Origin of the sequence: Bradyrhizobium sp. WSM1743 (assembly GCF_000473065.1) — a bacterium.
In the GTDB taxonomy this organism is placed as follows: domain Bacteria; phylum Pseudomonadota; class Alphaproteobacteria; order Rhizobiales; family Xanthobacteraceae; genus Bradyrhizobium.
The window spans coordinates 34,167-52,760 of sequence record NZ_AXAZ01000002.1 but is presented as its reverse complement, the minus strand read 5'-3'; the positions used below and the strand labels follow the sequence as shown (position 1 = coordinate 52,760).

Sequence of the window (18,594 nt, the reverse complement as noted above, 5' to 3'; positions counted from 1 at the left end):
CAGCATGACAACAGAATGCCAGCCGGTCGCGGAACGTCGTGCATACCAATCGAGACTTATATGGCGTATTCCAGTGGAGGCCCCCGAAGGCGAGCGCGGATTTACCTTGGCCGAGATGCTGGTTGTGATCACCATCATAGGGCTGATCATGGGGCTGATCGGGCCAAGGGTCCTCAATTATCTCGGGGAGTCCAAGGTCAAGGCAGCCAAGATCCAGTTGCAGAGCTTCGCGAGCGCACTGGACCTCTTTTATCTGGACGCGGGTCGTTATCCCACGGCATCCGAAGGGTTACGAGCCTTGGCGAGCCGGCCCGCCGGCATTACGGCCTGGAACGGCCCGTACCTGAGAGGTGGCGCGATTCCCGCCGATCCCTGGAATACGCCTTATGTGTATCGTTCCCCGGGCGAGCGTGGGCCATACGAGATTATATCCTATGGCGCCGACGGTCAGGAGGGAGGTAGCGGCACGGCTGCCGACATCATGCTCGGTGCGCAGACGAGTGCACGCAATGAATGATGATCAACGCGGCTTCACATTGCTGGAGGTGGTTTGCATGCTCGCGATCACCGGAATGATCGCGGCCGTGCTATTGCCGTTCGTGCCGCGGCAGACCTCCAAGGCAAGGCTGCAGGCCTATGCTCTTGCGGCCGCCTCGATTCTGAAAGCTGACCGGGCGATGTCGGTCGGCGGTGGCGTCAGGGTAGATACTCTGGTTGATCCGCCAGGCCGGGCGATTCGTTCGGGCGCCAGCTCTGCTGCTGTCCAGGTGCCGGACGACGTTGAATTCGAGGCGATATTGCCACGCAGCTGCAACCAACGTCCGGTCTTATCGACGATCAGTTTCTTTCCCAACGGCCTGTCCTGCGGTGGTGCGATTGCGCTCTGGCGGGCTGACCTGCGTGTCGAGATCAGGATCGACTGGCTGACTGGGAGGATTGAGGTTGTCTCTCGTTCCATCATCAAAGGCTGAAGAGAGTGACGCTGGCTTCACTCTGATAGAGATGCTGGTCGCGCTCGCGGTGCTCAGCCTGTCACTTGGGTTAATTGGCAGTGTCGTATCAACTAATATGCGTGCCGTGCGTAAGATCGAGGAAAGGGTCTCAGTCATCCAAGAGACGAGCGTAGCTCTTGTCACCGCGATTCCCGACCGTGATCGGTTGCTACTGGGTACATTGCGCGGTGCGTCCGCCTCCGGCGAGTGGACTGTTCTGGTTGCGCCGATCGGAACGGGTTGGGACGTCGCCGCTGGTCAGGCAGGCTGGATTCCTCGCATGGTGGAGCTGCGTCTCCGTTCGGCATCGGGCGCCGTCGTCGATGTGCGCACAGTGCGACTGGCGCGGACTGCAGGATGATGTGTGCGGCATCAGAACATCGTGACGAGCGAGCCGGTTTCACCCTGATCGAGGCCCTGGCTGCGCTTGCTGTCGCGGGGCTCGTGATGTCGGTGCTCGCGACGGTGTCGTCGCAATTGTTTCCGGCGTGGAATCGCGGCGTCAATCGTGTTCAACGCGCGGAGATGATCGGTTTGGCGCTGCGCCGAATAGCCAACGATCTTTCTGCAGCGGAGTTTGTTCCGTCCAATCGCGACCAGACGCGGCCGCTGTTTGAAGGGGGAGAGCTGGGGGTGACGTTTGTTCGCAAGGCGATTGGACCGAATGTCGGGCCCGGCCTTGACATCGTCCAGATTGCCGAAACTGCTAACGGACCCGATGTTGCGCTCGTGCGCTCGCGAACCCCCTTCACACCGTTGCCCGTTGGCGTTTCACTTTCCGAAACTCTTCATTTCGCCGATCGAGTGGTACTGCTTACTCCTCCCTTCCGACTGTCCTTTGCCTATGCGGATGCGAGCCTTGCTTGGAGGCCGGATTGGCATGAGGCGGGTCGGCTTCCTAGTGCCGTTCGCTTGACTATTCTCGATCGTAGTCGGGGCGGATTAGCCATAATGTCGCGGGTGGTCCGGATTCATGTCGATGCTCCGGCTGCGGCATGTATTGAAAACGAGAGGGACTGCGTTAGCTCGAGGCCGGACGAGCCGCAGCCGGGCTCGAAGGCCGCTTTCGGTGGCGCGCGGAGCGATTGATGTTGCAATCGAAAGGGCAATCGTCGCGGAAGGCTGGCCCTCGGGATGGCTTCATCCTGGTGGCGGTGCTGTGGTTTCTAGCAGCCTTGGCCGCACTCATCGTGGTATTCTCAAACTACCTTTCGAACTCGGCGCGAGTCTTGCGGATTGATGATGACGCCCTGCAAGCAGAAGCGTTGGTGGCTGCCGGCGTTGAGCTAGCAGCGTATCAGTTGCTCATGGCGAAAAGTGAGGAGCGGCCAAGGCGCGGTGGATTCAGCATCCGGATCGGCGGTGACGTTGTGGCGGTCTCGTTCTTAACCGAGGCCGCCCGAGTCGATCTCAATGCCGCGCCGAAGGAGATGATCGCCAATCTCTTCAATATCCTTGGCGCAGACGCCGAAGCGGCGCAGGATTATGCCGATAGGGTGGTATCGTGGCGTACCAAACCGGTGGATAAGGCGGCTGCGCGATCGGAAGAGGCGCTTTATGCAGCGGCGGGACGTAAATATGGACCGAGGCTGGCCCCCTTCGTCCATGTCGACGAGCTACCGCTAGTGCCGGGGCCGCCGTCCTGGCTGCTTGATCGAGTGATGCCGTTTGTCACCGTCTTCAGCGGCTCGCCTGGGATAGACATCTTGGCCGCCCCCGCGGAGGTGGTCGCTTCAGTTCCGGGAATGACGCCGCTGATCCTGAAGGATTTCCTCGCCTCACGAGAGGCGTTATCCGCCGATCCGGCTGCTATTGCGCAGGCGCTGGTACCCGCAAGTGCCAGGGTCATCGCGGGAAAGAGCAACGCGTGGAGATTGCGCGTGTCATTAGAGGCAGCCGATGGCCGGCGGAGGTCGTCGGTGGTTGTAATTGAATTGGGCGAAGGGAAATTGCCTTATCGAGTTCTGTCGCACGAGGACGAGGGCACGCAAACACACGACGCGCGCGGCGCGCGCCGTGGGGCATGAAGATGGCAAGTGACATGGAAACGGCGCTTACCGCCTGGTGTGCCGTGGTGGCTAACGCTCTTGAAGCGATCGCGAACCGTGTCCACCGGCGCCGTCGGGTAAGCGCTTGCCACGACGGAGCGGATGGGCTGACGCTACAGCTGCTGCAGCACTCCGCACGCAAGCTGCAGCCCGAGAATGCCCATGTTCGGCTGGCCGGCGACCATACCCTGCCGAGCAACTGGATTGGGGTCCTGCGCGGGTCCGTAATGGACATTTACCTCACCCCAAACCAAGTTCTGGTTCGGCAGCTCGACTTTCCAAAGCAGGCAGAACCATTTCTAAACGGCATGATCCGTTCACAGATCGATCGACTAACGCCTTGGAGTGCCGAACAGGCGCTCTTTGGTTTTAGTGAACCTCAGTCGGCACCCAAGGAGCGCATCGGCCTCATTTTAGCAGCAGTGTCGCGTGCCACGGTAGAGCCGCTGGTCCAGTTCGCGGATCATGTCGGAGCTGCTACAGTCGCGATCCATACACACAGCGAGTTGTCCTTGCATCCGATTACGCTTTTCAGCGCAGGTCTTCGTTCGGCGATCTCCGGTCGCCGAGACCTTGCGAAACTCTTGAAGTTTTTTCTGCTCGGCGCTGGAACTGCGACTGCATTGGTGCTGATAGTAACCATGGTGCTCAGCACCAAAGCAGACGCAGCATTGCAAGAACTGCGCAGCACGATCGCGCGTCAGCGGGCAGCAGTCAAGGGCGATCCGAGCGAGGCTGCATCAACTGCCGGCGCGCTGCTCACTCGGCGTAAGCAGACTACGCCAGCGACGGTCTTGGTTCTTGATCATCTTTCGAGCATCCTGCCCGATGGTACATATATCACCAAGCTGCGTGTTCAGGGCGATCGGCTGCAACTGATTGGTCTGACTCAGGACGCCCCGACGCTGATTCAGCTGATCGAGCAGTCACCGCAGTTCAGCCGAGCCGCATTCTTCGCACCGACAACCAGATCATCGAACGAGCCCGGCGAGCGATTTCACCTCGAGGTTCATGTGAATGCCTATTTCAGGGGAAGCACATGAGGGGATCCGCTCTCTTTCGGGAGGCATTTCGGTCATCACCTGCCGCAGCCGCGTCGGGCTATGGTATCGTAGTTCTCGCTTTCCTCTGGGTGATCGCAAGCGCCATTACCGATCTACTTGCGCGATATGACCAGCTCCACGACGCTGGAGAGCTATTGGCTCAGTTCGAGGGAGGAGCGGTTCGGCCTGATCGCCGCGGCGAGCCTAATCTGACTGGGCCTAAAGGCTCGGCCTTTCTCGAAGGAAAGACTGTGACCGTTGCAGGCGCTGCACTGGTGCAAAGGGTGGTGGGCGCCGTCACAAAAACCGGGGGCAACGTTCTGTCGACCGAGGTCGAACTGCAGGGTAACCATTCGAAAGCAGGCTTCATTAGTGTAGTGACGAGTTGCGAGATCGAACAACCAGCCTTGCAGCAACTGCTCTATGATCTGGAAGCCGGTCTTCCATTCCTCTTTGTGGAGCAACTCTTGGTCGAGACGTTGACCGTCACGACCGCCCCGCCAGGAAAGCTGCGCGTTTCGCTGACGGTGTCGGGCCAATGGCAGGAACGCAAATGATGCGTCCTGTCGCAACGATTCTTTTGGCCGCCGTCGTATTGGCCATAACAAACCTGTCGGTCTGCGCGGCCATAGCGGCTGTGAAAAGCGAGAAAGTGACAGACGCTGGTCCGATAGGGCAGCGGGAGGGTGGGGCAGGAGTCGACAAGCCTGAGCCCTCTTCATTGACCGTCAACTCGGTGTCGGCGCCGAAAGAGCCGGCATCCAGTGCCAATCCCTTGTGGGGGATTCCGTTGATCCGGCTATCCGCTACCCGGGATCGTCCCATCTTCTCGCCCTCACGACGGGCGCTGGTCCCCGTGTCGACGCCGGTTGCCGCTGTGCCCGTGCCTCCGCTGTCCTCCAAGAGACCGGAGAAGCCGGCGCTCTCGCTGGTTGGAACGGTTGTGGGAGGTTTCGAGAGCTTTGGGATCTTCATCGATCAGTCCAGCAAGCTGTCGCTTCGGATGAGGGTCGGCGAACAGCATGATGGCTGGGTGCTACGCGAGGTGCGAGCTCGCGAGGTGATGTTGGAAAACCCCTCCAAGAGGGCGATCATGTCTATGTCTCAGCCTGGAAAAGGAAGTGAGGGAGAGATCCAGCTATCACCTTTGAACTCGACGACCCCCGAACAGGAGCTGGGACCTCGACAACTGCAGTAGTGGTCCAATCCAACATCCGATCCTCGAAACAACGCCTGCGTTCGGTCTTACTGTCATTCTACGAAGTCGCGGAATGAAAGCGTGTTGCCTTCACGCACTCTCCGCTGCATGGATTCAATGCCCGAACGCATTCGGCGAGTTGGCCTCGCCTGTGCCGTGACGACGTTCTCGGCCGGATTCTTGGTAAGCGCGCTAATTCGTCAAGGTCCAGGAGCTAGTCGTGAGCATGCTGTTGCTCGGGATCCCGAAAACCCCTTCGTATCTCAATGAATCCCGCAATCGCCGTTGACATCAGTTTTCGTGATGATGTGACCTCTCTTGCGCCAGAGAGGTTGCAGAGGCGATGCAGCACGGCGCGTTGTTGTGCCGCTGTGAATGTCCGGCAGTATTCTGCCTGGCGGGAATAGAACATCCAGTAATTGACAGCCTAGAAAGGGATACTTGCAACACTTGTCTGCACAGCGAGCACGACGAGTAGGCCAACGACCAGAAATGGTCCGAACGGGATCGACGTTCGTGCGGTGACGTCTTGCCCGACAACATGGAGACAGAGTACGACAAACAGCGCCGCGACGCTTGCGGCGAGCAGCAGAATCGGGAAGTCGAATGGTCCAGTCCAAAGCGTAGCGGCGGCCAGGAACTTGACGTCGCCAAGGCCGAGCCCTTGTATGCTGCGCCAACGGAAGTAGAGTTCTCTCAACAGCAGGAGCAGGGCAGCGATTATCAGGCCTTGGCTGCCCGCGATCAGTGGACCAAGAGCACCCTCCATCGCAAACGTCCTCGCAAGTCCCAGCGCTGCGATCAAGCCGTTGATCCAATCAGGGATGATGCCATAGCGGAGATCGGTCCAGATCAGCCAGCCACACGCGAACAGCAGCAGCGTGTAACAGATCGTGTTAGTCAAGTTTGTCACGAAGGGTGCGGCATGACGACAACATGGAGCGGCGGCTCACAATGCGAGCAGGGGCCACAAAGATTGACCGCGGCGATCCAACTTCCGAGCACCGGGGTGGCCAGACCGCGCGCGTTGGCACCGGGACTCGGTTCGGCAGAACTTAAAGGTGAGCGCCATGAGAATGTAATTGCGATGCACATAGGGATGCTACGACCCTAGCCGGGCCGCAACCGGCATGCAATGACTGAGGAGGGACGCTGCTTGGACCGGTCGCCTACGGTCAAAGGTTGGTGACGGTAGTCCCCGCACGACAGCGGCGTGGGAATGCCTAGCGCCGTAGCGAGCAGCAACCAAGCAAGGGAATCATCTCGCATTCATCCCGCTCATGGCGCGTTTTCGCGCTTCTTTGGATCGTCATTCGCCTCGGAGGGCGAGTGGCGGTTTCGTCACACACAACCCAGCTAACCGCATGTCGGCCTCCCTGGTTTGACCGAACAAGGGCAGTCCAGACGAGGATTCGACATCAGCGACACATTCACTCGGCCGCTGTACAGGCCCCGGGCCGCGGCGGAAGGGAATAGTTTCGTCTTGATTGTGTCTCCCTCGACGACAACCGCGATCCAGGCCTCGGAGTGCCGCATTGCGATCATCCTCCTCTCCGCAAGCGGCGCGCCTGGAGAATGTAGCGCTGGCAGCCCAATCTGCGGGGACCATCTATTGAACGTACGCGCATTTACAACAAGAGCCTGGCGCTAGGTTTCGACTGGGCTCCCTGCCACACGCAGAATATGGCGCAGTGAGAATTTGATCTCGCTAAGGCAACGCTGGCAGCCGTCCGAGTTCTTTTAGGTTTTTGATCCGGCCTGCTCTAATGCGAACGGTCCTGTTTGAATTAGCATCAATCCGGTGCGGCTGAGCAGGACAAAGCCACCTGCCCGCCCGGCCATTACAAAGCGCTCGCCGGCGTTCAGTTGCTGCTGGCGCAACTCGCCGTGAGCGCCGGCTCGTTCTGAACGATCCAACACGAGCACAAAGCTCGCTACTTGCGGGACCTTGAGAACCGCGCCAGGGCTAGTTTGGGTCGCCATTTAAATTGGTTCTCCATCTATAGAGAACTTGATGGCGCCGGATTCCCACCGCCGGCTCCCGGTCCTGCAATTCGGTGCGCTCAGCGGCACCGGTCGCACAGTATCTGAATAGTCCCGATTTCGTCGCTAACTCTGCAACGAATGTCGCTCACTAGCCGTGGCTATTGTCAGGTCTAGCCCAACATCGAGCTACGACGCACCCAGATGCTACGAAGCACGCGCAATGTTGGAATTTTCGCTTTGGCACGCCGCTTGCTCTGTTCGCACGACCACAGCAAATCTCATAGAGAACATCATCTTCAGGCGGACCAGCCGCGACTCATCGCTGAACGACTAGTTGTCCGGCAGCTGCTGTGACGGTGCGTAGCGAGGTTGCGTCATCAGCATGCTCATGCGTCGGCGAAAAGGAGTAGACATGAAAAGAGGGAGTTGCTCAAAGACAATTCTAACTGCTTTAGCCATGTTGCTGGTGGGTAGTCCCTGTACTTACGCACAATCCTCAAGGCTTTGGGTTGTCACAGGCGACAATGTGGCAGCTGCCGCGCAGCGGTCTCTTGCGAGCCGACAATCAGTTGCGGACGATCTCGTTGTTCCCACGTTTCAAGTGATCAACCGCATGTCGGTTGCTGACATCGCTGAAAGAGACCTGGACAACTTTTCAAATTGGATGCACAGCGCATGTCCGCACTGCGGCGGCTTCACTGTCCACGCCTCGCGCGAGGCGGCCCTCAAGGAGGTGGACAACCCAGCTTACAAGCCCGGATTTCGCTACTTAGCTCCCCTTCCGGAGACGCTTGATCAGCAGAGTACCGTGAGCCGCGCCCTTGACCGCGTTAAGGGCGATAAGATCCTCAGCACGATCACAATGCTCCAAGGTTTCGGGACGCGACATTTCCAAACACATAAAGGGCAGGAAGCGGCTGAGTTTGTTCGTAGAGAATGGGCGAGCCTGGGGCAGGAGCGTCCAGACTTCACGGTCGCGCTACTTTCGCACGACTGGGTTCAGAACTCGGTTATCGGAACAATCCGAGGTGCGTCCCGGCCGAACGAAGTCGTGGTGATTGGCGCACACATCGACTCGATTAACAGCAGGAATAAAGAGAACGCCAAAGAGAACGCGCCCGGTGCTGACGACGATGCATCCGGAGTCGCGGTCGTCACAGAGGCGCTTCGTGTGCTGATGGAGACGGGATTCAAACCGCAGCGGACCATTCAGTTTATGGCCTACTCCGCAGAAGAGGTGGGGCTTCTAGGTTCCGCGAATATTGCGGATAGCTATGCGACCGAAAGCAAAGAAGGGCCCCAGGTAATTGCAGTCTTGCAGTTTGACATGACCGGCTTCATTCCCAGCCGTGACGCCCGGGACATCTACCTGGTGAACGATTACACCAGCCCCGAACTAAATGGTTTTCTCACGAAGCTCCTAAAGGAATACAATCATTCTGGTGCTCATGCGATCACACACGGTGAAACTAAGTGCGGCTACGCATGCTCTGATCATGCCTCGTGGACGAGAAATGGCATCCGCGCAGCCTTTCCGTTCGAGGCTCCGCTCGGAGGGAGTAATCCACACATTCACACTTCGGAGGACGTAGTCTCCAAGTTGGATGCAACAAAAGCCGCCCGCTTCGCCAAGCTCGCAATTGAGTTTCTGATCGAAACTACAAAAGGCGTCGATGGGCGTGAGAGCTATCGCAATTGATGATGGGGGGATGACATTGGATATGCAGGTTAAACCAGATCGCAGCAATTGCATTCGCTACTTTCAATGCAGCGAAGCGATTGATCGAGCTTGAGGAGAGTGTCATGCGTCATAGCCGTATCCACGCACTCTCGTGCTTTGTATTGAGTGCCTCGCTAGGGGCAGCTACCGCCGCCGAAATTCGTGAGGTGAACAAGGTTGTGCCTCAAACCGGTCCCCTAGGTGAAATAGCTCGAGGAGGATCACCTGAGGCCTCCGTTGCCGGCTTGCTCGAGCTCGATACTTCTTCGTCGCTTAAGGTGCTGCCTAACCGTTCCGGCGCCACCCTCCGCCTTGAGCAGCAGCACAACGGAATTCCCGTGTGGGGTCCGCAGATCGTTGCCGAGAGATCTGCTGATGGCACGAGAATTGTTGCCTTAAGCGGAACTCTTGCCTACGATCTAGGTCCGGCCCTGACCGCCAAGATCACCAAACAGCAGGCGCTTCAAAAAGCTAAGGAGATTGTGCTCTCCTCTGCTCCTACGCTTCGCGGGAGCAGCCACGAAAACGAAGAGGCCGATCTCGTGTATGTCGTTCAAAAGAATCGCGAGGTTCGGCTTGTGTACCGCACGTCGTTCTTTACAACTGTCCAGGACGGCACAGCAGGTCCACGCCCGACACGTCCTGTGTTGTTTATCGATGCTATTACAGGCGAAGCGGTGAGTTCCTATGAAAACCTACAACACGCACAAAAAGGAACGGGGCCTGGGGGAAATGCCAAGACTGGCCAGTACACCTATGGAAGCGAAACCGTTCCGCCCTTCGAAGTGAGCGAGCAGGGCAGCATCTGTCAAATGGATAGCCCAGATGTTTTCACCGAGCACATGAACTTCTCTGACAAAGGTACGAACAAGCCTTTTGCGTTTAGGTGTTACAACAACGCAGGGGATGATATCAATGGCGCGTTCTCACCGCTCAATGATGCACAATTTTTCGGGAAGGTTGTTGTGGACATGTATAGGGACTGGTACGGCGTCAGTCCTTTGAAGCAGAAACTGCATTTGCGCGTACACTTCTCCAGGAATGAGGACAACGCATTTTGGAATGGCAGCTCAATGACGTTTGGCGATGGGAAAACGATGTTCTACCCTCTCGTGGGCTTGGATGTTGTTGCCCATGAAGTGTCGCATGGTTTCACAGAGCAGAATTCCAACCTCGAATATCGGTACCAGTCAGGTGGTATGAATGAGTCGTTTTCCGACATGGCAGGAGAAGCTGCCGAATCCTATTACTTCCAGAAGTATGGCAATACATTCGGAAGATCGGGGTCTGACTTGACCGTGGGCGCGGATGTTACCCAAAAAGCCGGGACGTCTTTGCGATATATGTGCGACCCGCCACAGGATGGCCACTCTATAGACCACGTCTCCGAATACTATGATCGACTGGACGTTCACTATTCCAGTGGAATTTATAACAAGGTGTTTTGTATCCTATCGAAACGCTCTGGTTGGGATATCAGGAAGGCATTTCACGCGTTTGTTGTCGCGAATCAAGACTACTGGACGCTGAACGCCACGTTTCAAAATGGTGCCGAAGGGGTGCTCCGGGCAGCGGATAAACTGAAGTATCAAACCAAAGATGTCGTCTTTGCATTTGAGCAAGTAGGGATTAGTTGCGCGATGGCTGCATCCCAGGGCGAAGACAAACCGCATTGGGTCTGTGTCTCTGGCGGGGCCGCTGCCAGCTCAGTAAACTGACGGCATATGGTTTCCTAGGCCAGGACCCGATCTCGTTCGAGCCCGAGGGATCGCTGGCGCATTGATTGGGGGGGAATCAGCGCCATGCAGTAAGCACTCCATCGCTCCAGTCTGGTGCCGCGTGGAGTTGTCGTAGAGAGTACACGCTTCCAGAATGAGAAGCCGTCACCGGTTCGGGCGTCCGGAAATGTCGGCCTATGTCCATCGTGCGGGGTACGTCGTCGGCTCCTATGCGGCGTGAGCGACGTTCCAGGACATGCGCGCTTGGCGCGATGATCCGGCAGGCGGGCCAGTACATTGGCGAGATTGAACTTGCTGCCATCGGTGGCGGCGCCTCACCTTTGCCAAAAAACCATCTCTTGGCAGAGTTCGAGGAGCAAAGAGGGGGCGCGACGCCGACCGCAGGCTCCGCAACCTCAAAGCTCATCATCTCGGCCAAACCGAGCGCATCGAGAAATACGTCGATCACCCGAACAGGGCCGCTCTCGTCAATGAAGTCATCGAAGTATTCGGGCTGAGCGTTCGCTTTCCACGATCTGCTTCTTCATGAAGCGCCTCATCAATTCCCCTAGAAAATCACAGGAGAACATAACAGCAGCCCAGTGTTGTCACTGCCGCGCCGAGATATTGGCGTCATCCGCGCGACGCACGGCGCGGCTGGACTCCATTGTCCCGCATCTGGGTCTGGTGCTTCGCGGTCGACGGATAGGAGCTTTGCAAAACGGCTGATGCTGCCAGTAAGCAAGGACACGCCTATGCGTTTCGTCTGACGCCCCAGCCGTTCGCAGGCCGATTGTCAAGGTCATCTGCAATCTCACCGGGCCCGACTGGGCGGCGCATGAACGAATGGCTATGTTCTCCGCGTCGAGACCCTAGAGCGGAGATGAACGCAAGTAGACTTTCATTTCCCTGAATCGAAAGCTCACCTCAAGGGTTCATGGCCAGCAGTTTATCGAACCATCAACCAGTGCCTGCATTACTTGTTCGGCCCGTTCCTTGGACAGCTTCTCGGCCAAGCTGTGGTCCTTTAACAGCGCCGGCCCCTTGCGTTCTCGATCATAAACCATCCAGCCGGTAGTCCCCCTTCGAACGAGGAACCTGGACTGTTGCGGAGGTGATTCGTGGCTCAACAGTTCCTCCTACATTGACCCGTTACGAAATCACGTCGGGTGTCCCAAGGAAAGACGACCCTCGTGTCACGAAAATACGCCGCGCCCTTTATTCCTGAGCCGGGACACTGAAATTTCCCACGCAACAAACGCACTGCATGCCCTGTGCCACTGGCCAAGGCATCTTTCGATGCGGCGTTCGTCTATGCCACCGCCGCAGAAGGGGCATGCAAACGCCTCGTGAAATTGATCACCTCGCCCGAGGCCAGATGGGTCCATGACCCCGGCGTGACCGCATCGGTCGTGAAGGCTTGCGCTATCAGCTAAGGCAGAAGATTGTTGCTGCGATCGTCAATTTAGGCGGGCGGGAAGTCCGAAACGCCTCGCCGGTTCGCGCCGGCGAGCCTTGGTCTACGACTTGTCTCGGCATCAACTGCGATGTGATGTCATTTACACATGATGATCGCGATATGACTTGGATGGAGGTACCAGCTTCGGTCGAGCTATCGCCGAAAGGTTAGTGACCGCGGGAAAGGCGGCCATCGTGGGGGTGCTTGACGGCTCCACTTCTCCACCGAAGGAGCGATATACCGTGTCCAAAGATAACATCATCAAGTTGATTCCGCCAGGAACCGTCGCCGATCAACTCACAGAAGTCTTGCGCATGGCGCACGTATCCTTCTTGCCCAGGCGATCGAGGGCGAGATCGCGGACTTTCTCGGCAAGCATGCCGATTTGAAAACCGTGGACGGCCACCAGCGCATCGTCCGCCACGGTCACCTGCAGGAGCCGGAGGTGATGACCGGTATCGGTCCAGTCGCTATCCGTCAGCCGCGTATGCGCGATCGCCAGGCGGACGCCTCCGATCCCGACCGCATCCGGTTCTCACCGTCGATCCTTCCACCCTACATGCGGCGTTCGAAGTGGATCGAGACGCTGCTGACGATCCTTTACCGGAAGGGGATCTCGACCGGCGAGGTCTCGGAAGCGCCGGCTGCGCTGCTCGGCAAGGATGCTGCCGGATTGTCGCCTCGGCGATCAGTCGCCTAGGAATGGCTAGCTCGACGAGCGCACCGCGTGGCAGAAGCGCGATCCGTCGGCGAAAGGCTACGTCTACATTCGGGCTGATGGCCTCCATCTCAAGGCCCGGCTCGAGGTCGAAAAGTGCATCCTCGTGCTGATCGGCGCGACGCCGGAGGGCCGCAAGGAACTGGTTGGCTTCACCGATCTGGAAGGGGGCCGGCGAGGTCTGGCCGAAAACGCGCGAGCAGCGCTGCTGGTTGCACAAGACCGCGAACGTGCTCGCCAAGCTGTCAGGAGCCCGCAGCCGAAAGCCAAGCGCGCGTTGCAGGAAATCTGGATGGCTGAAACGAGCGTCGCCGCCGAGCTGGCGGTCGACGTCTTCATCGAGAGCTACGCGCTGAAATACGAGAAGGTGGCCGACTGCATGAGCAAGGATCAAAACTCGCTGCTCGCTTTCTAAGATGTCCCGGCCGAACACTGTGACATTCAACGACGGGATCGAGGTCATCGCCAAGCCGACCGACCATCAGCCCACAATCGCCGCGGCCTGACCGGCATCGCCGTCACCAAATTTGGCGATAGCTTGCTTCGGTCCCGGAGATCCTGATGTCAAAGAGTTCAAAGCCGGAGCAGCTACAAACACTGCCACGGTTTATGCAGTAATCTTAGAGCTTCAGCAACTATCTGCGTCAAAAAACAAGAAGGGCATTGCTGGCCGGCTTTCCGCGGAGGCGCTGAATGCAGATCTCAAGAGCTATAACCAGGACACGAGCAGTGGCGGCAACGTCGGGCAGCACGGGCTCAGCTGCGGAAGTCGTCGGTCGGCGCTAACGCGATGGAGATCGCGCTCGGTATCCCGACCATTGCTGATGCCGAAGATACGGCACTGACAGACTGGAGGCGGATCGACGACGCCACTGCGCAGCGCGGCCTTGGCCAAAAGAGCTTTCTGCGGAAGGCCGCGATCAGGATGTGCATCTGGGGCAAATGGACGACACACCCATCTGCAGCCAGCTAAGCTCAGCCCACGCGTGTTCAACGGGGCGCCGGAAGCAGCCTCCGAGCATGCTTCCCCTGTCTTGGGACTTGAGGAGGCCCCGATTGATGGCAATGCTGTAAAACGCAACGGCAATAACACCGTTGGTGTTCTTCGCAGCTTTGGGCCGCCGGCGCTTCGCAAAGAAAAGGGAGATGGCTGTGCGGCTCAACGAGGAGCCGCACAGCGATGATGCGCGCAAGTTAATCGGGTCGGGTATCGCTGACCCGCACCGCCCGGAACCGCGCTAAGCTCGCAAGAGTCGCTGGAGCAAGCTTTGGTCCATTACAAAGTCCAATACCGAAGCTATGTGGACGGGCTCCTGGCTTGAGAGTGCCCCTCGGCATCTACATTCTCGGGTGATGAATGAGCCGAACGTCGTTGGGCCCTCCCGGCCCCAGGAGGGCGGTGTAGAGCTCGCCGCGAATGTCGTATTGCTTTACCGGCTGCCCCGCGTCCGGCAAGAGGCCCCAGCGGCCGAGCATCGAGAGCATCGCGTGCGAGGCCGGTTGGGTGCCGTGCGAAAAATTCTCGGGAACGCCGAATGATGCCGCATAAACCGCGCGGGCCGCGGGGGACGTCCTCTCAGCCCTAGAGGACGCCGGAGCGGCTTGCTCCATCGAACGTCCAAGCAGCGCTGGTGAGACTCGATTTGCTGCTGCGCGCTGGGCTGCGGAACGTTTTCCGGTCGAGGTCCGAAAGGAATGGCAGGGCCTGGCGCATCGAGTGGGGTGCTTGGCCTCATCGCCGCCGCGGGCACGAATAGCGCCGTGTAGCGGTCATTGTGAACGATAAAGCTGTTGGGTCGGCTGTCCCGGCTCGGCGGGATGCCGCTACCGTCAAGCGCAGCCGACGCGTGCTGGTCGCCCTGCCGGAAGTTGAAGGGACGAACGACCGCTCCTAAATTCAGGGTCTGCTGATGGCGCGCGGTTGGCTCGAGAAACGATGATGGGCCGGCGTCTTGCACCATCGCCCACAGCTGATCCTGATCGTAACCTTCCTCCGGAAGGACCAATGGCGAACTGTCCGCTGGCCCGAAAGGCGATGGTGCGCCCGCGCTTTCCATCAGCACACGGGCCATTGAATTGCCCGGCTCGCTCAGCTGGCGCTCAATGGCATCCAGTTCCGGCTGGCTTAGCGTTCTCTGCCTCTTCGCAGGCCTCAACTGCCCGCTGTAATCCTCACCCATGAGGGGCGCGTGACTTGAAAGGGGGGCACTCCCGATGAGTTCGTTCGGAGCCGGCTGGTAGCCGTCGCTCCAGTTGAACTGACGAACGGCTTCTCTGGGATCCGGTGCTTGGTGGTCGTGCGCGGTTGGCCTGAGAGACGATGCTAGGACGGCTTCGCCGATCATCCCTCGCAGCGAATCCTGATCGTGACCTTCCGCACTCAGCTCGCTCGGCCAACTCGAAGCTTCCGGCGCGCTGTGCTGCGCAGCGACGTGCCCGACGCCTCTGGTGACTGCGTTTTCGGGACGCGGACCGCTGGCCCCAGATCCCAACGCCTCGGTGAGTCTACGGTCTTCGTCAGGCAGATGAGGATAGTAGCGATCTGGAGACACAGGAACCCCTGCGACGGCTGTGGTATCAAGCTGCGGGACTTCATCCAAGTACGGCTCAAACTCCGCTTGCTGCTGTTGCGGTTGTGTCACCGCGGCGTAGTAAGCAGCGAAATCCCGGTCGAATGGGTTGATGCTGTTAAATGGGTCCATATCCCCCTCCGTTTGAGCCGGTTCGCTATCCTGAGCAGATTCGCTCTCTGGTTCTCCCTCTATTAGGATCAGCTGTCGGCAAGCTGACGCGCTTAGAGACTTGAGTGAGCCAAATTGGCCAGCCCGACTCCCACACTCGCCCGAGGGACGCGCCAAGGATGCCGGATTGCATTTTTCGGAAACAAACGGCGTCGGATTTGAGCGGTGCGCTCAGGCGATCAAGGCCGGCCAATGGCGCGCCGACCAACGGGCGGACGGCTGGGTTGGGCATCGCAGTCGCGAAGACGCTGGGCCTGTACCGACAAGCGGGATGGGGCCAAGGTCGTGGCGCTCCTCAAGAGATGGCGGCAACGAACAGCCAAGCGGGGAATGCAAGCAAAGCCGCTCAGACCACCTTGTCTTCAGGAGACGTTGGCATTACCGATGCCGCAATTCTCGCCGGTCTCAGCATGTTCTCAATCTGTAGTGCCTCGATAGCAATCTCAGGTTGTTGATAGAGGAGGCGACAAGGCCTTTGGTGGCCCTCACGGACATGATCGTGTCTCAGGATGAGCCCCCAGTGAGGCAGCGGGGTCCTGTGGCTTCAGACAATGTCGGTCTGGCTGCAATGTAACCTAATGCGGCTCGGGTGCGAGCTAGCGCGATTCCAGCATCAGCCCGGCCTTAAGCAAGGGAAGCTACTACTGCCACTTAAGCCGCTCACCAAGTCGACTTCAACTAACAAGAAAGCTACCTAGAGGCCGGAACTAGTGCCGCTGTGGGTCTTTAGCCGCCGCTCCTCATTGCCTCGACACTGGTTCGGGCGAGCCCCTAGTCGTCAGGCTTCAGAAGGGCAAATTCCACACCAAATAGAGAAGCGCAGCAATGGCCCCCCAGAAAAGTATGCCGCGGAAGATGAAAGCGAGCGTCATGTTAATCGCCGTCTCGCCCAAGCCGCTGCGCCATGGCGATTCCATCGATCGCGTCTGCCAGTCCTTCTAAGAAAACCTCATACCATGCATCATCATCGGGAAGTTCCCACTCTCGTAGGCTGCCGACGTAACGGGTCAGAGCAATAACGCCCGCGATCGTCGTTGGCCTTGAGCGGATGAGCACATTCGCATGCTCCGCGAGAGCATGGTTCCTTTGACTGCTGATTTCGTCGGCGGCATCAAACTCGGGCCCATCGAGCTTCGCCGATACGGATAAGGCCGCATCGTAATGCGCCGACAGCTCGCGATGACGCTCAATCACTACGAAGGTGAGGTCCCGATCGGCTGCAACAGTCGACTGGGTGGAAATTTCCTGCGATGACAATGTTGGCCCCGAGCGAGTAGCGGGCCTATGTTAGCATCGCGGCAATGACGATAATCAGCGTAGAGGGTCCTTCATCTGCGGTATTTCTGCTCGATCGATTGGGCATTCAGACGAGGTCACCGGCTCCATTTGCAGATCTAGACGTTTCGGGGACAATCGCACGCCTTACTCGCGCCGGAAAACGGCTCGGCTCCAGTTACCCCCCGCGTAAAGCTGCATATTTTGCGCGAATCAAAGGTTGTTATCACGCATCGGCTGCGCTTGGATACGCTTGCACATTTGAAGGAGGCGGGCGAACATGAAGTTGATTGCAATAGTTGCCGGTCTGTTGCTGCTCGGCGTGATCGGACAAGCAAACGCACGCGGAGGACATGGAGGGCGCGTCAGCTACGGCGGCGGACATCACACTACCAGTCATGGCGGCAGCTATTTGGGCGGGTCCGGCTCATCACACCGTGGTGGGACTTATCTCAATTCGAGAACTGGCAACCGTTACGGCACTCATCGATAACGAGCGACAGGACCCGAGGCGCGGCCATTCGATGGGCGTTTTTACGCGTGGGTGCCGCCGGTCCCCGCCGACATTTTTCATCCTTATTCCGACGTGCCTGAAGACGGCATCGAGGTACTGGCCTACGACTACGTTGAGGCATTTGCAGAAAAGTTTCAGGGCTTTGGCCGAGCGAACGCGACCGCGCGATCTCTACGATTTCGTGAATCTTTATCGAAACTCCGATTGTCGAGCGGACAGAGTGTTGTCTCGACAAGCGCCAGGAACGACCGCAGCTTCCGGCTGCGCGACGGATGCTTTCGTCCCCTTAGGCGAGTCATAAAATGATCTCAGGCTGATCGCCTGCCTCTTGGGGCGCGTGCCCAATATCGTTGTGAGGCAGAGACGGCCGCCTCGCGACGTAACGATAGGAATCGAATTAGAGGCTTTCACCCGTTCTGTCGACATAAGATAATCTGGACTTCGGCATCGCGCTTGCCGAACTGCAAGCGCGTCGAGATCAGATATATTCACTCGACCTCATGGTATTCGGCCCGGTCGAAATCCGAGCCGAACAGCGCTGCTGCGGCGTCGTAGAGCGCGATGGTATTGACGGTTGACTGCATGGCATACCAGGCGCGCAATGCCTCGATCGCCGATCCATGGGCTCGCAACGATCGCGCCGAGGCTTGGCAATCGAGCACCTCCAGCTTGGGTGCCTCCAGATTGGGGGCCTCCCGCTTCGCGCCGCTCTCGAGGATATTCCGATCGACTGTCATTTCTCCGCCTTCACCGTCCTAGTTGGTCCGCCAGAATCTATGCGCTCGCTAGCAGCCAGCCAGTCTGCGCCGTGTTGACGGATCATTTCGCGATGGGACCGTTTGATGAGGGCGCGCTCGACGCAAAAGCCGGCGGTGACTGAAGCGGCTAGCGCTAGGCCGCACGCAACGTAGTCATCCAGCAAACTCCAAACTATGTTACTGCCGGTGACGACGACAAAAGTGAGTGCCATGACGGTACTGCGAAATGCCCTAGCCATTCTTGTTCCCCCAGCCGATCGGCGAGGGATGTTAACATTGCAGCCAGGACGTTCGGCGGCGTTTAACGGGCAGGATCCGTTGTATTTCTGCTGGATCAGCTTGTGGTCGCGCGCGCCTAGAGGCCCCTCAGCGGTGTGCCAGTTCGCGCGAGGGATCTAGAAGGCGTTCCACGCTCATCGAACCT

16 protein-coding genes and 1 pseudogene are annotated in these 18,594 nt (G+C 58.5%); 13 read left to right on the top strand and 4 right to left on the bottom strand.

The genetic code is table 11. The features are described 5' to 3' along the window. Positions 1 to 4 precede the first annotated feature (4 nt). From gspG to YU9_RS0102450, 8 genes are read left to right on the top strand one after another with little or no spacing between them, the layout of a single operon-like run. Positions 5 to 517 carry a type II secretion system major pseudopilin GspG gene (gene gspG, locus YU9_RS0102485; RefSeq protein ID WP_084298881.1) on the top strand — a complete coding sequence of 171 codons (513 nt, stop codon included), beginning with the start codon at positions 5 to 7 and terminating at the stop codon, positions 515 to 517. Beyond that, positions 510 to 971 (top strand): prepilin-type N-terminal cleavage/methylation domain-containing protein, encoded by a 462-nt coding sequence (locus YU9_RS0102480; protein ID WP_027571348.1) that lies wholly within the window; start codon positions 510 to 512, stop codon positions 969 to 971. The genes gspG and YU9_RS0102480 overlap by 8 nt, the downstream gene beginning before the upstream one ends. Next, entirely contained in the window at positions 943 to 1,353 is a 411-nt protein-coding gene (locus YU9_RS0102475) for a type II secretion system protein J (protein ID WP_027571347.1), read from the top strand. Before YU9_RS0102480 ends, YU9_RS0102475 begins: the two co-directional genes overlap by 29 nt. Then, a complete protein-coding gene (locus tag YU9_RS40680; RefSeq protein WP_156951636.1) occupies positions 1,350 to 2,081 on the top strand; it encodes a type II secretion system protein J in 732 nt (243 codons plus the stop codon). Before YU9_RS0102475 ends, YU9_RS40680 begins: the two co-directional genes overlap by 4 nt. Further along, a complete protein-coding gene (locus YU9_RS0102465) occupies positions 2,081 to 3,019 on the top strand; it encodes a general secretion pathway protein GspK (protein WP_027571346.1) in 939 nt (312 codons plus the stop codon). Before YU9_RS40680 ends, YU9_RS0102465 begins: the two co-directional genes overlap by 1 nt. Positions 3,020 to 3,021: 2 nt before the next feature. After that, positions 3,022 to 4,083, top strand: a complete 1,062-nt coding sequence (locus YU9_RS0102460) for a PilN domain-containing protein (RefSeq protein ID WP_245266280.1) — start codon at positions 3,022 to 3,024, stop codon at positions 4,081 to 4,083. Continuing rightward, entirely contained in the window at positions 4,080 to 4,640 is a 561-nt protein-coding gene (gene gspM / locus YU9_RS0102455) for a type II secretion system protein GspM (protein ID WP_027571344.1), read from the top strand. Before YU9_RS0102460 ends, gspM begins: the two co-directional genes overlap by 4 nt. Next, complete coding sequence (locus tag YU9_RS0102450) at positions 4,637 to 5,281, top strand: hypothetical protein (RefSeq protein ID WP_051380318.1); 645 nt, start codon at positions 4,637 to 4,639, stop codon at positions 5,279 to 5,281. Before gspM ends, YU9_RS0102450 begins: the two co-directional genes overlap by 4 nt. Positions 5,282 to 5,708: 427 nt before the next feature. Here YU9_RS0102450 and YU9_RS0102445 read toward each other — a convergent pair whose 3' ends face one another. Further along, positions 5,709 to 6,194, bottom strand: a complete 486-nt coding sequence (locus tag YU9_RS0102445) for a prepilin peptidase (RefSeq protein WP_027571342.1) — start codon at positions 6,192 to 6,194, stop codon at positions 5,709 to 5,711. Positions 6,195 to 7,021: 827 nt separating this feature from the next. After that, a complete protein-coding gene (locus tag YU9_RS0102440; protein WP_027571341.1) occupies positions 7,022 to 7,264 on the bottom strand; it encodes a hypothetical protein in 243 nt (80 codons plus the stop codon). A gap of 616 nt (positions 7,265 to 7,880) precedes the next feature. Here YU9_RS0102440 and YU9_RS40675 point away from each other — a divergent pair. From YU9_RS40675 to YU9_RS0102395, 5 genes and pseudogenes are all read left to right on the top strand, one after another. Then, positions 7,881 to 8,966: a M20/M25/M40 family metallo-hydrolase gene (locus YU9_RS40675; RefSeq protein WP_051380317.1), complete on the top strand. Its 1,086-nt coding sequence runs from the start codon at positions 7,881 to 7,883 to the stop codon at positions 8,964 to 8,966. A gap of 104 nt (positions 8,967 to 9,070) precedes the next feature. Then, on the top strand, positions 9,071 to 10,705 hold the full coding sequence (locus YU9_RS40670) for a M4 family metallopeptidase (protein ID WP_156951635.1): 1,635 nt from the start codon (positions 9,071 to 9,073) through the stop codon (positions 10,703 to 10,705). 272 nt (positions 10,706 to 10,977) lie between these two features. Next, complete coding sequence (locus YU9_RS47325) at positions 10,978 to 11,223, top strand: hypothetical protein (protein ID WP_027571340.1); 246 nt, start codon at positions 10,978 to 10,980, stop codon at positions 11,221 to 11,223. Between the two features lie 1,135 nt (positions 11,224 to 12,358). Beyond that, positions 12,359 to 13,294: pseudogene (locus YU9_RS40665) on the top strand (transposase); the annotation flags it as partial. Between the two features lie 378 nt (positions 13,295 to 13,672). Then, complete coding sequence (locus YU9_RS0102395) at positions 13,673 to 13,855, top strand: hypothetical protein (RefSeq protein WP_027571338.1); 183 nt, start codon at positions 13,673 to 13,675, stop codon at positions 13,853 to 13,855. A gap of 2,641 nt (positions 13,856 to 16,496) precedes the next feature. Here YU9_RS0102395 and YU9_RS0102375 read toward each other — a convergent pair. Together YU9_RS0102375 and YU9_RS0102370 are read right to left on the bottom strand one after the other, a co-directional pair. After that, complete coding sequence (locus YU9_RS0102375; RefSeq protein WP_027571335.1) at positions 16,497 to 16,880, bottom strand: hypothetical protein; 384 nt, start codon at positions 16,878 to 16,880, stop codon at positions 16,497 to 16,499. A 1,020-nt stretch (positions 16,881 to 17,900) separates the two neighbouring features. Beyond that, a complete protein-coding gene (locus YU9_RS0102370; RefSeq protein ID WP_027571334.1) occupies positions 17,901 to 18,149 on the bottom strand; it encodes a hypothetical protein in 249 nt (82 codons plus the stop codon). Positions 18,150 to 18,594: the final 445 nt, after the last annotated feature.

Coding starts and splice junctions, on each gene's coding strand:
- gspG (WP_084298881.1), top strand. CDS start 5: ATGACAACAGAATGCCAGCCGGTCGCGGAACGTCGTGCATACCAATCG.
- YU9_RS0102480 (WP_027571348.1), top strand. CDS start 510: ATGAATGATGATCAACGCGGCTTCACATTGCTGGAGGTGGTTTGCATG.
- YU9_RS40680 (WP_156951636.1), top strand. CDS start 1,350: ATGATGTGTGCGGCATCAGAACATCGTGACGAGCGAGCCGGTTTCACC.
- YU9_RS0102465 (WP_027571346.1), top strand. CDS start 2,081: ATGTTGCAATCGAAAGGGCAATCGTCGCGGAAGGCTGGCCCTCGGGAT.
- YU9_RS0102460 (WP_245266280.1), top strand. CDS start 3,022: ATGGCAAGTGACATGGAAACGGCGCTTACCGCCTGGTGTGCCGTGGTG.
- gspM (WP_027571344.1), top strand. CDS start 4,080: ATGAGGGGATCCGCTCTCTTTCGGGAGGCATTTCGGTCATCACCTGCC.
- YU9_RS0102450 (WP_051380318.1), top strand. CDS start 4,637: ATGATGCGTCCTGTCGCAACGATTCTTTTGGCCGCCGTCGTATTGGCC.
- YU9_RS0102440 (WP_027571341.1), bottom strand. CDS start 7,264: ATGGCGACCCAAACTAGCCCTGGCGCGGTTCTCAAGGTCCCGCAAGTA.
- YU9_RS40675 (WP_051380317.1), top strand. CDS start 7,881: ATGTCGGTTGCTGACATCGCTGAAAGAGACCTGGACAACTTTTCAAAT.
- YU9_RS40670 (WP_156951635.1), top strand. CDS start 9,071: ATGCGTCATAGCCGTATCCACGCACTCTCGTGCTTTGTATTGAGTGCC.
- YU9_RS47325 (WP_027571340.1), top strand. CDS start 10,978: ATGATCCGGCAGGCGGGCCAGTACATTGGCGAGATTGAACTTGCTGCC.
- YU9_RS0102395 (WP_027571338.1), top strand. CDS start 13,673: ATGGAGATCGCGCTCGGTATCCCGACCATTGCTGATGCCGAAGATACG.
- YU9_RS0102370 (WP_027571334.1), bottom strand. CDS start 18,149: ATGACAGTCGATCGGAATATCCTCGAGAGCGGCGCGAAGCGGGAGGCC.